We start from the raw sequence: 14,668 nt of genomic DNA, 5'->3' as shown, positions 1-14,668 counted from the left end.
AGCCTCAGAACCGCACCGACCACAGGTCGACGGCACTGCCGGACACCGCGATCGTGCCGCCGCGCGGCGACCAGGAGACCGACACTGTGCCATGCGGGACGGCCGCCGACCCGAGCAGTTCGCCGTCCTCGGCACGGAAGATCCGCAGGGTCGGATCCTGGTCGAGGGCGGCGAGGTGCCGCCCGTCCGGCGCGTACGCGAGACCGGTGACCCGGCAGCCGTCGAACGACTCCAGGACGGTGTGGTAGCGCGCCTCGGCCAGGTCCCAGATCCGCAACGTGGCGTCGACGCCGCCCGAGGCGAGGTGGCGGCCGTCCGGCGAGTAGGCCACGCTCGTCACCGCACCCCGGTGACCCGCGATCCCGCCGGCGGCCGTGGCCGCGCCCGGCTCCCAGAGGCGGACGATCCCGTCGTGCCCCGCCGAGGCGAGCCACAGCCCGTCCGGCGACCAGTCGACCGAGTGGACGATCCCGGCGTGGGCCGCCATCCCGACGAGCGGGCCCAGATCCTGCGCCTGCCAGAGCCGGACCGTGCCGTCGTTGGCACCGCTGGCGACCATCGAACCGTTCGGCGCGTACGCGACCGTCCGGACCTCGTCCGCGTGCCCGAACGCCTGCCCGAGCCGTCGGCCCGACCGCACGTCGATGAGGTTCACCCGGCCGTCCGAGGAACCGGACGCGATCGTGCCGCCGCGGGGACTCCACGAGACGCAGCCGACCGCGGCCTCGTGGGTCGCGCGTACCAGCGGTTCACCGGAATCGACGTCCCACACGACCACGGCCTGGTCGAAACCCGCGACCGCGAGAGCCGCCCCCGACGGCGACCACGCGGTCGCGAAGCCGGCGCCCGTGCCGGGATGCGCGAACGACGCGGTCTTCTCCATCCACATAGGTACATCGTCACGCCCGCCGTACGCTGATCGGATCGACTGGTCGACACCTATCCGATGCCGGGTGAGCCGGACGACTCCGGACGAATGCGGCCAAGGTCCCGCTGATCATCCGACCGGGCTGTCGACGGAGACGACACACGGCGGGCGGACGGCCGGATCTCCATCGACAGCTGAGAACGACGGAGATCCGGCGACCGTGTGTCAGCCGGTGATGCGCCAGACGCGTACGCCGGTGGGGCCGGCGGGCAGGGTCACCGCCCCGTTGCGCGCCGTCTCGTCCGCGGCCTGGTAGACCCCGGTGAGGTCGGCGTCGAGGGGAAGGCGTACGGGGGCGTGGCCGGCCCGCGCCGCGAGGACGAGCAACGACTCCGTCGGCGTCTCGCGGAGGAAGACGAGCACGTCCGCGTCGGCGTGCAGCCACCGCAGGCCGCCGCGGCGCAGCGCCGGCTCCGCCGCCCGCAGCCCGAACAGCTCCCGGTACGCGGCGAGCGTCGGCTCGTCGACGTCGCCGGGACGGTTCCACGGCATCGGCGTACGCGCGTGTTCGCCGTTCTGTCCGGTGAGGCCGAACTCGTCGCCGCCGCAGATCATCGGCGTACCCGGGAGGGTGGCTTGAAGACCGGCACCGACGAGGTGGTTCTCCCGGGACATGGTGACGGAGCGGAAGCGGCCGACGTCGTAGGAGTCGAGGAGCTGCCAGGAGCGGTTGTAGGTGGACCAGGAGACGCCCGCGGCGACCTGGCGGATGCTGGCCAGCGCGCCGCGGCCGTCGCGCCGGGGTACGCCGCCCGGGGCGTCGATGAAGTAGCGGATGGTGGTGCCGTCGCCGCGCAGCCAGCCCCACAGCGGCCGGGTGAAGCCGGCGTAGTTCATCGTGCCCTGCCAGCCGCCGCGGTCGAGATCGTTCGCGGCGTCGTAGTTGTGCTCGGCGACGACGAGGGCGTCGGGGCGGACGGCGTCGATCTCGGCGCGCAGGCCGGCGGCGATCTCGTGGGCGCGGTCCTCGTCGCGGTTGCGGCCGGTCATGTTGGCGCAGTCGACGCGCCAGCCGTCGTAGACGTCCAGCCAGCGGCGCACGACGGCGGTCATGCGCTCGCGGACGAGGTCGCTGCCCCAGTTGAACTTGGGCAGCGACGGGATGCCGTACCAGGCCTCGTAGCCGCCGTCGGCGTCGAAGTAGAACATCTCGCGCTCGGGGGCGGCCGGGTCGGCCTGGGCGGCGCGGAACCACTCGTGGGTGTCTCCACAGTGGTTGGTAGTGATGTCGCCGATGAGCCGCAGGCCGCGGGCGTGGACGGCATCCGCCAGGCGGGTCAGCGCCGCGTCGCCGCCGAGCAGCGGGTCGACGCTGTCGAAGGTCGTCGCGTTGTAGCGGTGGTTGGACGCGGCCGGGAAGACCGGGCGCAGGTAGATCGCGGTGACGTTGAGCGACTGCAGGTGGTCGAGGTGCTCCGCGATGCCGTCGAGGGTGCCGCCGAAGAACTGCAGCGGGGTGTCCGGGCCCTCGTAGACGACCTCGTCGCGGTCCCACTCGGCGGGGACGGCCCAGTCCGGCAGGTCCGCCGGGTCCGGCGCGTCGGCCGAGCGGGCGTACCGGTCCGGGAAGATCTCGTAGACGACCGCTTCGGCGGCCCAGTCGGGGCCAGGGTCGTGGGTGACGAGGCGGAAGTCGGTGGTGTCGCGGACCTCGTGGCCGACGGCACCGGCCGCGGTCAGCCAGCCGGACTCGCCGGGCCCGCCGAGGAGCAGGAACCGGTAGTTGGTGACGGGGTTGCGCACGGGCACGTCGGCGTACCACCAGACGTCCTTGGCGCCGTAGCCGCCGAAGACCCGGCCGGACCGGTCGTGGTCGATCGCCGCCGGCGTGTAGCGGACGTCCCCGTCGGGAGTCGTCCGGACGCGGACGTCCGTGACCCCCGCGGTGGCGGGTACGCGTACCCAGACGCGGACGGTGCCGCCGAGGACGGGCCGGGCCGGATCGGTGTACAGCGGAGACCCGTCATGGTGCGGATGCTCGCCGAGGGCGTCGGAGTCGAACACCGCGCCACCTCCATTGTGTCCGAAGTCGTTGAGCCGCAGGCCTCGTCGCCCGAGTTCATAGACTGTTATCAGTTTGCTTACTAGTCAACATTATGTTCGGTGCGAACGTACGCGAGCGCGCGGAAGCCTGTCAACCGGCGACGGCCGCGACAAGGCCGTCCGCTCCCTCGTCGACCCCGCGTACGCGCAGCCGCCACGCGTCCAGCGACGCCGGCAGCAGGCGGCTGGTGAGGCAGGAGTTGGCGGGGCGGCAGGCGTACGGGCCTGAGTCGCGGGTCACGGGACCGATCAGGGCCGCCGGGTAGCCCAGCCGCGCGGCGAGCCGGTGTGCCCAGTCGAACCGGCTGATCCGTTCGGGGCCGCCGAGATGCAGCAGCGGCGGGGCGCCGCGGACGGCCGCCAGCGTCACGGCGGCGACGTCGGCCACGTGGACCGGGGTCGTCCACTGGTCGACCGGGGCGGGCACGACCTCGTCCGCCTGCCAGCCGCGTACGCAGGCCGCCGCGAAGTTCGTCCGCTTGCCCGGCCGCGCCGTCTCGGGCCCGTAGACGAGGCTGACCCGCAGCACGGTCGCGTCCGGGTGCCCGGCCAGTTCCGCCTCGGCCGCCAGTTTCGCCGCCCCGTACGCGTTCGCCGGCGCCGTCGCGGTCTCCTCGTCGTTGTCCGGGCTCCGGCCGTCGAAGACGTTGTCGGTCGAGATGAGCACGAGCCGGGTGCGGCCGAGCGCGCGTACGAGGTTGCGGGTCGCGTCGCGGTGCGCGGCCAGGGCGGCCGCGGGCTGCTGCTCGCACCAGGTCACGTCGGACGGGCCGTGGACGGCGACGACCGCGTCCGGGCGTACGCGCTGGACGGCCTGGGCACACCCGGCGGGATCCGTGGCGTCGAGGCGTACCCAGCGGGCGGTGCCGGGAACCGGACGGCGGGACGCCAGCACGGCATGCCCGCCGTCCCGTTCGACCGCCGCCGCCACGGCCTGCCCCACGAACCCCGACCCGACGATCAAGACCCTCATCCCGCGACCCCGTCCAGGGTCAGGAGGCGTCCGGCGCCGAGCAGGCTGTGGTCGTCGTCCGGCTCCCCCATCGTCACGAGGCCGTCGATCTCGGCCGGGCTCAGGCCGAAGCAGCCGGCCTCGTGCAGCGCCTCGGTGAGCAGTTCGGCGTACCGGGCGCCGATCGCGGTCGCGAAACCGCCGATGACGCGGAACCGGCGTACGCCGATGGCACAGAAAACCGACGTCAACGCGGCCGCGAGCGGGCGCAGGGCGGTACGCAGCGTCTCGGTGGCCAGCGGATCGCCGGCACGGACGGCGGCCACGAGGATCTCGTTGGTGAGCCGGTCCCGCGGCCCGTAGGAGACGTGGTCGTAGCGGGCGTCGGACCGGGCGGCGGCGAGCACCCCGCGACCGGAGGCGATGCCGCCGAGGTGCCCGCGGCCCCCGCAGTCGCATGGTGGCGCGTCCGCGTCGGTACGCCACGTCCAGTGGCCGAGTTCCCCGCCGTGCCCCTCGTCGAGCAGGACCCGGCCGTCCCAGTAGACCTTGTTCCCGATCCCGGAGCTGACCGTGACCAGGCAGAACGGCGGCTCGCCGGGGCCGGACACGTACCGCCAGACGGCCGCGGTGAGGTCGTTGACCACCGTCACCGGCACGCCCAGCCGGTCGCGGAGCAGGTCGGCGAGGTCGATCGGGACGCCGCCGCCGCCCCAGACCGTCGGCCCGGCGAGCACCCGCCCGGCCGTGGTCACCGGTCCGGCGAACGCGATGCCGACGGCGGACGCGCCCGACGCGATCAGCGTGGTCTCCGCCTCCGCCGCGATCTGCTCGACGACACGGCGCTGGAGGTCCGCGACCGGCGTACCGGGGTCGAGGCCGATGCCGGCCGTGGGCACCCGCCGCACGCCGGTCACCCGCCCGTCGGGCAGGTAGTGGCCGGTCCGGGTGGTCGTCCCGCCGACGTCCATGACGACGAACCCCGTGTCACCCATGAACCACCGCCTGCACCTCGCCGCTCTCCAGCACGATCGCGCCGTCGACGTGCGCCCCGGGCGGCACGATCGCGCCGGGCAGGACCACGCTGTCGGTCACCACCGCGCCCGCGTGCACCACCGCTCCGGGAAACAGCACCGAGTACGCGACGTCGCCGCGTACGGCCGCGTCGGCCGGGACGACGCTGTGCCGGATCCCGGGGGCGTCCTGGACGAGACGGCGGTCGACGCCCGGCCGGATCGTCCGGGGCATCGCCGCGACGGGTACGGCCGCCGGGTCCTGGCGTACGGACTGGAGATGGGCGCGGTGGTAGCGCTCGACCGTGCCGATGTCGGCCCACGGCCCGTCGACCGGGTAGCCCTCGATGTGCTCGCCCGCCGCGAGCATCGCCGGGATCACGTCCCGGCTGATGTCGTGCTGCCACCCGGTGCGGCCGTCGAGGATGCCCAGGTACTTCTCCAGCTTCGCCGCGTCGAACACGCAGAACGCGGCGAACACGAGGTCGCTCGTGGGATTCTCCGGCTTCTCGACGAACTTCGTCAGCCGTCCCTGCCCGTCGAACTCGACCATCCCGAACAGCCGCACGTACTCCCGCTCGATCCGCTGGTACGCGAGCGTCAGCGCGGCCCCCGTCGCGCGGTGCCGGGCGAACAGCGGCCGGTAGTCGAACCGGTAGACGTGGTCGGCGTGCAGCACGAGGACGTCGCGTACGCCGGGGGTGAAGATGAACTCGGCCTTGCGCAGCAACGCGTCGGCGGTCCCCCGCTCGGGCGGCCCCTCGGGCGGATCGAGGTGCTCGGGCACCCCGGCCCAGTACGCCGTGTCGAAAGGTCCGAAGTGGACCCGGAAGTCCGGCCGCCACCAGGTCCGGCGCAGGTCGTCCATGAGCTGCTTCTCGGCGAACTGGGACAGCAGCAGGACGTCGCCGAGGCCGGAGTCGCGAGCGTTGGCGAGGCTGAAGTCGACGAGCCGGCAGGATCCGCCGAACGGGATGAGCGGCTTGGACCGGCCGGTGCCGAGCGGGCCCATCCGGCGGCCCTCTCCCCCGGCGAGCAGGACCGCCCGGACGTCGTCAGTCATCGCCGGGCTCCGGGGACAGCAGATCCCAGGCGCAGCGGCCGTCCGGCAGCGTGATCAGCAGGTGCCAGGGGCCGGGCTCGGTGACCGCCACCCGGAACCAGTCGCCCTGCCGGACCATGGGCCGCACGGTCGGCAGCGCCCGGCCGCCGGTCGCCGCGCCGGGCAGGACGAGGTCGACCCGGGCCGCGTGCGGCAGCCGGTAGCGCAGGCCGTCGGGGTGGAGGGCGTACCGCTCCCGCAGGCGGGTGGCGAGGTCGGGGAACTCCGCCGCGATCGCCCGGCAGGCCGGAAGGTCGGCCCGGGCCCAGGCGGCGTCGTAGAACCGCTCCGCCGCGGCCGGGTTCAGCTCCCGCACCCGCCGGTACGCGTCGAGGTCGCCCCAGCGCAGCGCGGCCTCGGCGATCTCGTCGGGCCGTGCCGTCCACACGGGAGTGTCGAGCAGGTCGAACCAGCCGTGCTCCAGCGCGCGTTCGACGGGCAGCTCCGGCGTGACACCGTTCCAGAGCGGTTCGAAGGCGGCGAGATGCCGGCGGGCACACCGTTCCCAGGTGAACTGGCGCGCGTTGGCGACGGCGTTCACCGAGAGGCGCGCGTACGCGGCCGGGTCGTCGTGCCACAGCCGGATCGCGCCGTGGATCCGGTCGACGAGCGCGGCAACGAGGAGCGGATCGTCCTCGGCGAACGACCGGCCGACGGCCCAGCCGGTCGCGGTGGCCGCATGCGGCCCGGTCAGCGGGTCGGCCACGTGGCCGTAGTGGGCCATGCCGAGCTGGGCGGTCGCGATCGGCACCGCCCCGGCCGCCATCGCCTCGCCCTGCGCGATGAGGAACGTGTCCATCTCGAACTTCGAGGGGAAGACGCAGAAGTCGGCGGCCGCGGCGTACTGCATGAGCTGCTTGTCGTCGATGCGGGCGGTCTCGACGTAGAGGCGGCCCGGGTGCCGGGCGGCGACCTCGTCGAACAGCGGGTGCAGGCCGAAGTCGGACAGGCAGCGCAGGATGAAGTTGGCCTCGGCCCCTTCGTCGAGGACCCGGCCGACCGCGCGGATCAGCTCGATCTGTCCTTTGTGGTGGACGGCGAACCGGGCGTTGTGGAAGAACGTCGGCAGCGCCGGATCGAGGCCGAGCCCGGTCAGGACGGCCGCCCGGTCGACGGTACCGAAGTCGCTGACCGAACTTCTGGCGGCTCGCGCAAGCGCTCCCCGGCTGGCAGTCCACGCATCGCCGACCGCGCAGCCCGCCTCGAAGTGCTTGTACGCGTTGCGCCGCACCACGTCCGCCACCGGCAGCCGCCGGAACACCTGCTCGAACGGCGTGTCCGCGAGGTCGGACTGGAACCGCTGCTGCCCGGCGGACAGGAAGCCCACCAGGTCCGCATGCTCGGCGACGAGGTCGTGGATGCGTACGTGGTCGGGCGGGTATTCGTAGTGCAGATGCGTCAGCTGCTGGTACGCGCCCGGCACGGCCAGGTCGGCGGGCGGCGGCGGGTCCACCGGCGGCAGCTCGACCGGCGTACCGAGGAAGGCCAGCAGCGTCTCGACCTCGGGCCGGTAGACGCTCTTGGTGATCGGCATGTTGCTCTGCACCGTGCTGACCATCAGCTTCGTCGGGTCGTCGCGGAACGCCGCCGGCATCAGGTAGTGGTAGAACGGTTCGTGCGCGTGCACGATCGCCCGCTCGTCGGCGAACCGGTGGCGGATGAACCGGATGCTGTCCACCTGATAGACGAGCGGCTTGAAGAAGACCAGGTCGTTGCCCTTGGACTCGTAGGGCGGGTACATCCGGTCGGGCAGCCGGTCGAGCATCTCGTTGGACAGGAAGTACAGGTCGACGCCGTCGAGCCGGAGCCGGTGCGCGGTCGTGGTGAGGTTCATGTCGATCTCGTCGGCGAACCCCTCCCGCCAGGTACGCCGATCGAGCACGAGCGGCAGCCGGTAGCGGTCGGAGTAGTCGAGGTCCTCGACGTCGTGCAGGCGGCGCAGGTCGTCGAGGCGACCGTGGGCCGGGGCGACGATCGAGACCCGGTGGTCCTGGCGGGCCAGCGAGCGGGCCAGGTTCCACAGGTAGACGGACGTGCCGCCCTGGATGAGCCGGTGGTCGAAGCCGCCGCACTCGAAGTACGTCTCGATGATGTGCATCGTCAGCTCCCGCTCTGCTCGACGGCGTGCCGCAGCGTGATCGCGGCGTAGTAGGTGCGTTCGTGTTCGTAGGCGTACGCGAGTTCGTGGAGGATCCGCCGCGTTCGCAGCAGCCGCCACGCCGGATGGACGGCCGGGGCGTAGCCGCGCAGGAACAGGTCGCTGATGCGGTTCTGCCAGCCCACCGTCGCCGATCGCAACCGGTCCAGCCGGGCGAGCCGGTCGTCCGTCCACCCGGGACGGTCCGGGGGCAGCCCGGCCGCGCGCAGGAACTCCCACCGGCAGACGTCCTCCTTGCCCGGCACCGGATCGGCGGCGGGGTCCGGGGCGGCGGGCTCGGCGGCGAGATCCCGGGCGGCGCGGGCGGCGTACTCGTCGGCGGTGAAGCAGGCCAGGCCGCGCAGCAGCGCCACGGCGTCCTGCCACGGCGACTGGGCGCTGTGGCGGGGATCGGCCGGGTCGAGCGGCGGCGTCGACAGGTCGATCAGCACCATCCGCCAGCCGCCGTCGGACGCCACCGTCCGCAGGAAGTGCGACAGGTGCAGGTCGCCGTGGCTCGCCCCGGCCGGCCAGTCGACCGGTTCGGCGCAGCCCGCGTACAGGGCGTCGAGCACGGCCCGCCGGGCGGGCATCGGGTAGCCGTCGTCGGCCAGGATCACCGGGGCCAGCTCGGCGATCCGGTCGCGGGTCTCGGCGAGGACGTCGTCGGCGCGTACCGGGGGCGCCGGGCCGAGTCGCCGGGCGAGCTCGCCGTGGAACTCGCGCAGGAACGCCCCCGCGCCGGTCAGCGCCGCGGCCAGGTCGTCGGCGGTCGCCCGCCCGGCCCAGGTCGCGTGCAGGTTGTCCCGCAGCGGCACGTCGAGGCCGTCGCCGTCGGCGTACTCGTAGATCATGCCCAGCGGTACGCGGTCCGTGGCCGTCCGGTACGCGTACTCCCCGAGGGGTTTCTGGGTCTGCCCGCTACCGGACAGGGCGCGCAGCAGACCGGGTTCGCGGCTGCCCGGGGTGATCCTGCGGTAGGTCTTGTGCGCGCAGGCGGTGCCGCGCAGGTCGAGCAGGGACAGCGAGTTGGACGACCAGCCCGGGTCGAACGCGAGCCCGCCGGTGTACGCCTCGGGCGTGCCCCGGAAGTCGATGCTGTGCCCGGCGCGGGTGGGCAGGGTGAGCCCGGCGCGCATGGCGTCGACGACGGCGCGGTCGAAGGCGCCGGTACGGCAGGCGTCCGTGTCGCCGAGGACGGGCGCGAAGTAGCGGGCGTCGCCGCCGGGGTGGCCGAGGATGAGCAGGCGCACCTCGCCGAGGACGGCATCGTCCAGAATGGACAGCCCGGGATCGGCCCACGGCGCGGTGGCCAGCCAGCCCGGCAGCCGGGGCGGGGCGGTCAGCACGGCCCGACCTGGCGCAGCGCGCGGTCGAGCCGCTCCAGGCCCTGGGCCAATTCGTCGTCGGTGAGCGTGAACGGCGGCGCGAGGCGCAGGATGTGCCCGCCCAGCGCGGTACGCAGCCCGGCGTCGAGGGCCGCGCGGTAGACGGCGCGGGCGAGATCGGGCGCGGGTTCACGCGTCTCGCGGTCGCGGACGAATTCGAGGCCGAACAGCAGCCCGGCGCCGCGGACGTCGCCGATCATCGGGTGCCGTTCCCGCAGCTCGGCGAGGCCGGCGGCGAGCCTGTCGCCGAGGGCGGCCGCGCGGGCGATCAGGTCGTCGCGGTCCAGGACGGTGAGGGTGGCGAGGGCGACGGCGATGCCGAGCGGGTTGCCGCCGAACGTGGAGGCGGTCGACCCGGCGGCGGCCGCCTCGGGGCTGCGCAACAGGTCGGAGCGCCCGGCCAGGACGGCGAACGGGAAGCCCGAGCCGAGTCCCTTGGCCAGCAGGACGAGATCGGGTTCGACACCGAGCCAGGTGCACGCCAGGAACGCCCCCGTACGCCCGCCGCCGGTGAGCACCTCGTCGGCGACCAGTAGGACGCCGTTGTCCCGGCACGCCTGGGCGATCTTCTCCCAGTAGCCGGGCGGCGGGACGATCACGCCGCCCGCGCCGAGGACGGGTTCGAAGACGAGCGCGCTGATCTGCGGCTTGGTGGCGACGTGCTTGACCACGAGATCGGCGCAGCGCGTCTCGCAGCTGGGATAGGTCAGGCCGAGCGGGCAGCGGTAGCAGTAGGGCGAGTAGCCGAGGATGCTGTTGCCCGCGAACGACTGGTGGCCGATGTCCCAGTGCACGAGCATCCGGGCGCCCATCGTCTTGCCGTGGAAGCCGTTGCGCAGCGCCCCGATCCGGTTGCGGCCGGGCTCGGCGACGGCGGCGACCACCCGCAGCGCGGCCTCGACGACCTCCGCGCCGGTGCTGAAGTACGCGTACGTGTCGAGGTGTTCGGGCAGCAGGGCGGACAGGAGTTCGCCGAGCGCCGCGCGGTCCTCGGTCGCGCTGTCGTGCACGTTCCACAGCCGGCCCGCCTGCCGCGTCAGGGCGGCGACGACGTCCGGGTGGCAGTGGCCGAGGGACTGGGTCAGCGTACCGGCGGCGAAGTCGAGGTACTCGTGTCCGTCCACATCGGTCAGGACGCTGCCTGCACCGGTCGCGAAGACGCGCCCGCCCGCTTCGGCCTCGTCCGTCGCGCCGGGGGCGAGGTGGGCGGCCTCCCGGGCGAGCAGTTCACGCGTACGCGGGCCGGTCATGCGGGCGCCTTCTCGAAAACGAGCAGGTGCAGGTCCTCATGGCCGTCGTTGACCAGCCCGTGCCGCCCGTACGCGTGGTTGGCGATCAGGTCGCCGGCGGTCACCGGGAACGTCTCGTCGTCCAGGGTCATCGTGCCCGAGCCGCGCAGGATGACGTAGGTCTCCTCGTCGTCGCCGTGCCGGTGCAGCCCGACCGAGCTGCCCGGCGGCAGGATCACGAGGTCGATGAACGCGATCCCGCTCGGACTGGCCGCCCGGTCGAACGCCCGGTACGCGTACAGGGCGCCGACGCCGTCGTGATCGTTGTGGACGGTGCGCATGAGGTCCGCCAGCCGCTGGATCATCGGACCGCCCCCACGAGCGGGGCCTCGGCGGCCAGGTCGGCGAGGGCGGCGGTGAGCAGGCTGTCGGGGACGTCTTCGAGGTCGTCGATGAAGACCGCCGAACCGATGCCGTCGGGGACCACCAGGTGCAGCCGGCGGCCCCGCCGGGACCAGGCGGAGCGCATGGCGGCGTGCAGGCGGTCGGGCGTACAGGTGGCGGGGTCGTAGACGGGCAGGCCGAGAGCGCGCAGCAGGCCGGTGATGCGGGCGCAGGTGGCGGCGTCGATGAGGCCGAGCCGGCGGGCCAGGTGGCAGGAGACGGCGATGTCGATGGCGACGGACTCGCCGTGGGCGATCCGGTAGCCGCTGTCGGTCTCGATCGCGGGGCCGAAGGTGTGTCCGAAGTCGACGAGCCGGGCGAGATCGACCTCGCGCAGGTTGGGGCAGAGCTCTTCGAGCATCAGCTCCATCGACCGGCGCAGCACGTAGTCGTCGTGCTCGCCGCCGGGCCGCTGGAAGACACCGGGGTCGCGTTCGAGGGTCGCGAAGAGGCGGGCGTCGCGGATGACGGCCATCTTCACGATCTCGCCGAGCCCGCAGGCGATCTCCCGCCGGGGCAGGGTCGCGAGGAAGCCGGGATCGTTGAGCGACCCGTGCGGCGGATGGTACGCGCCGAGCATGTTCTTCGTCCCGTACGCGTTGACGCCCGTCTTCACCCCCACGCCGACGTCCACCTGCGCGACGAGCGTCGTGTTGACCTTGACGTGCCGGATGCCGCGGGCGTAGACGGCGGCGGCGAACCCGACGATGTCGCTGGCGATCCCGCCGCCGAGGGCGAGCATGACGCCGTGCCGGTCGAGGCCGCTCTCCTTGGCGATGGCGCAGATCCGCTCGACCGAGGCCATCGTCTTGTGCTGCTCGCCGGTGGGGATGACGTGGACGTCCCAGCTGCCCGGGGCGAGCCAGGCCGACAGGTACCGGCGCAGGTCGGCCCCGTAGAGCCGGTCGACGGTCGGCCCGGCGAACGCCAGCACCCGCCGGTCGGCGAGGTAGCCGGCGAGCCGGGGATTGGCCGGATGCAGCACGCCGGGCTCGATGTCCACCCGGTAGGCCACCCCGTCGGGGCTGCGCAGGCTGAACCCGTCCGGGTCGGCCGCGACGCCGTGTCTCGCCATCGTCGTCCTCAGAGCGTCGAAGTCATCTGTCGGAGCGCGCGTACGCCGGCAGCCGCCGGTCGCCCGCCGCACCAGGAGGTGGTGCGGCCGCCGCGGACGGCGGCCGCACCCGAGGGTCAGTACTGCCAGCTGACCGTGGTCGAGCCGACGCCCGAGCAGGGTGTCGTGTAGCTGTGGTTCGAGCCGTTCTCCCAGGTGACGACGCCACCGGAAGTGATCTTCTCGAACTTGAACTGGATCGTCGTGCACGCCGGCACGCTCGCCGTGACGAACCAGTTCGGGTAGTTCGGCGTGTTCATCGGCCCGATGGCGATGTTCTTGCTCGTGGACCAGTTGCCGAGCTCGGCGACGCTACCGGTGAGGTAGATGTTGTCGCCGGGGCTGGTCGGTGAGGCGTTGTTGACCGTGAAGGTCACCGGCACCTGCGCCGCGGTCTCGTTGGTGACGTCGTAGCCGTTGCTCGTGCCACCGCCCGTGGTCACCGTGACCGACGCGGTTCCGGCGGTGACGCCGCTCGGCACGGTGCCGATGATCCGGTTGGCGGTCCAGCTCGTGGTGGTGGCGGTGACGCCGCCGACCTTGAGCGTGCCGGACGAGCCGAAGCCGCGGCCCTCGACCGTGATCGTGTTGCCGGTCCGGGTCAGCGTCGGGCCGACGCTGCCGATCAGCGGCGCCGACGGCTCGCTGGCCGCCTTGTAGGACCACACCGCCGTGTTGCCCGCCGCCAGCGTGAACGTGCTGACGGGGTTGTTGCCGCCGCTGCCGGCAGAAACCGTGATGCTGCTGCCGCCGAGCAGGCCGGTCAGCTGGTCGGAGTAGGTGCCCGCCGGCATCGCCGTGTTCAGGCCGGTGATCGAGTAGTTCGACGTGCCCTTGTTGATGGCGGTGAGCACGACGTCGGTGCCGAACTTGCGCTCGTAGATGTAGACGTCGTTGTTCATCCAGCGCTCCTGGTGCGTGCCGTACGCGAGCGCCGGGTTGGACTGGCGCAGCGCGGACAGCTTCGCGATCTCCTGGTACGCCGTCGTGGTCGTCGACCAGCTCGACATCATCGGCCGGTTGTACGGGTCGCCGCCGCCGCTGGTGTCGTTGTGCAGGTACTGCTCGGTGCCGTAGTAGAGGCAGGGCGTACCGCGCAGGGTCATCATGAACGCGATCGCCTGCTGCAGCAGCGAGTTGTTGTTGTTGGCCGTCAGGAACCGCGACATGTCGTGGTTGTCGAGGAACGTGACCAGGTTTTCCTTGTACTTGTAGTCCGTGCCGGTCTTGGTCACGGCCGCGTCGAGCGCCGACATCGACCCGCCGTACGCGAACGCGTTGCGCATCGCGATGTTCATGTAGAAGTCGAGCACCGAGATGCCGCTGGTGTTGGCGAAGCGGACGTTGGCGTCGTAGGTCGCGTCGGTCTGGCTGCCGAGGTACCACTCACCGAAGAGGGTGGTGTCCTTGTGGTTGAGCACGGTGTCGGCGAACGACTGCTGCCAGCCCGGGGTCATGTGCTTGACGGCGTCCATGCGGATGCCGTCGACGCCGCGGTCCATCCAGTAGTTCGCGTCGGTCTTCAGCAGCGAGTTGACCGTGGTGTTCTGCTGCTCCAGGTCGGCCAGGTCGGCCATGTTCAGGTACTGGTCCTGGTAGCGGTCGTCGTAGTTCGTGATGCCGCCGTTGTGGTGGAAGACGCCGTTGGGGTCCGAGCCGTACTTGGCGACCAGCGTCCCGTTGTCGTACAGGGCGCCGTTGTCGGCGAACGTGGCGTCGGTCGAGCTGGCCGGGCTGGAGTGGTTCGGCGCCCAATCCATGATGACCTTGATACCGGCCGTGTGCGCCGCGGCGATCAGGTTGTCGAAGTCCGTGAGCGAGCCGAAGTGCTCCTCGGTCTTCTTGAAGTCCCGCGTCCAGTAGCCGTGGTAGCCGGTGTTGGTCACGCCGCTGTAGCTGACCGGGACGTCGATGTTGTCGGTGTGCGGCGAGATCCAGATCGACGTGACGCCCATGTTCTTCAGGTACGTCAGCTTGGCCTGGATGCCGGCGAAGTCCCCGCCCCAGTATTCCTTCCAGTTGGTCTTCGTCGAGTCGTACAGGCCCGGGCTCTTGGCCGGGTTGTCGTTGCTCGTGTCGCCGTTGTTGAAGCGGTCGGTGACGATCTGGTAGCAGAGGTCCTGCTTGAGGCTGGACCGGTTGCTCACCGGTGCGTCGGCGTGACCGACCGCGGCTGCGCCGAAGGTCGCCAGCAGAACTGCGGCGGACGCTGCGGACAGCACGCGGCGACGGGACGGTCGCTGCATCATTACTCCTTCGAGTAAATCGCGGGGCGTCAGGTGTGGGCGGAAGCCTCGTGGTGCGGTGGGTGCGGTGGA

The 14,668-nt window shown here is 72.3% G+C and carries 11 protein-coding genes; all 11 read right to left on the bottom strand.

Annotated features, from left to right (window positions below):
• Window positions 1-4: 4 nt before the first annotated feature.
• Window positions 5-889 carry a WD40 repeat domain-containing protein gene (locus tag G401_RS0108175; protein ID WP_027342113.1) on the bottom strand — a complete coding sequence of 295 codons (885 nt, stop codon included), beginning with the start codon at window positions 887-889 and terminating at the stop codon, window positions 5-7.
• Between the two features lie 204 nt (window positions 890-1,093).
• The gene (locus tag G401_RS0108170; protein ID WP_027342112.1) at window positions 1,094-2,932 is read right to left on the bottom strand and encodes a glycoside hydrolase family 13 protein; all 1,839 of its coding nucleotides are present in this window, start codon (window positions 2,930-2,932) and stop codon (window positions 1,094-1,096) included.
• A 130-nt stretch (window positions 2,933-3,062) separates the two neighbouring features.
• Entirely contained in the window at window positions 3,063-3,944 is an 882-nt protein-coding gene (locus tag G401_RS44280; RefSeq protein WP_084556947.1) for an SDR family oxidoreductase, read from the bottom strand.
• Window positions 3,941-4,918, bottom strand: a complete 978-nt coding sequence (locus G401_RS0108160; protein ID WP_027342111.1) for an ROK family protein — start codon at window positions 4,916-4,918, stop codon at window positions 3,941-3,943. Before G401_RS0108160 ends, G401_RS44280 begins: the two co-directional genes overlap by 4 nt.
• A complete protein-coding gene (locus G401_RS0108155) occupies window positions 4,911-5,999 on the bottom strand; it encodes a sugar phosphate nucleotidyltransferase (RefSeq protein WP_027342110.1) in 1,089 nt (362 codons plus the stop codon). The genes G401_RS0108160 and G401_RS0108155 overlap by 8 nt, the downstream gene beginning before the upstream one ends.
• The gene (locus G401_RS44275; protein WP_034591017.1) at window positions 5,992-8,136 is read right to left on the bottom strand and encodes a glycosyltransferase; all 2,145 of its coding nucleotides are present in this window, start codon (window positions 8,134-8,136) and stop codon (window positions 5,992-5,994) included. Before G401_RS44275 ends, G401_RS0108155 begins: the two co-directional genes overlap by 8 nt.
• 2 nt (window positions 8,137-8,138) lie before the next feature.
• Window positions 8,139-9,524 carry a hypothetical protein gene (locus tag G401_RS0108145; RefSeq protein ID WP_027342109.1) on the bottom strand — a complete coding sequence of 462 codons (1,386 nt, stop codon included), beginning with the start codon at window positions 9,522-9,524 and terminating at the stop codon, window positions 8,139-8,141.
• Window positions 9,518-10,813 carry an aspartate aminotransferase family protein gene (locus tag G401_RS0108140; protein WP_027342108.1) on the bottom strand — a complete coding sequence of 432 codons (1,296 nt, stop codon included), beginning with the start codon at window positions 10,811-10,813 and terminating at the stop codon, window positions 9,518-9,520. The genes G401_RS0108145 and G401_RS0108140 overlap by 7 nt, the downstream gene beginning before the upstream one ends.
• Window positions 10,810-11,157: a cupin domain-containing protein gene (locus G401_RS0108135; RefSeq protein ID WP_027342107.1), complete on the bottom strand. Its 348-nt coding sequence runs from the start codon at window positions 11,155-11,157 to the stop codon at window positions 10,810-10,812. The genes G401_RS0108140 and G401_RS0108135 overlap by 4 nt, the downstream gene beginning before the upstream one ends.
• The gene (locus G401_RS0108130; RefSeq protein WP_034591016.1) at window positions 11,154-12,311 is read right to left on the bottom strand and encodes a sedoheptulose 7-phosphate cyclase; all 1,158 of its coding nucleotides are present in this window, start codon (window positions 12,309-12,311) and stop codon (window positions 11,154-11,156) included. The genes G401_RS0108135 and G401_RS0108130 overlap by 4 nt, the downstream gene beginning before the upstream one ends.
• A gap of 116 nt (window positions 12,312-12,427) precedes the next feature.
• Window positions 12,428-14,596: an alpha-amylase family glycosyl hydrolase gene (locus G401_RS0108125; RefSeq protein ID WP_027342105.1), complete on the bottom strand. Its 2,169-nt coding sequence runs from the start codon at window positions 14,594-14,596 to the stop codon at window positions 12,428-12,430.
• Window positions 14,597-14,668 lie beyond the last annotated feature (72 nt).

The organism is Hamadaea tsunoensis DSM 44101, from assembly GCF_000428945.1.
Lineage (GTDB): Bacteria > Actinomycetota > Actinomycetes > Mycobacteriales > Micromonosporaceae > Hamadaea > Hamadaea tsunoensis.
This window is presented reverse-complemented; position numbering and strand designations above follow the sequence as displayed.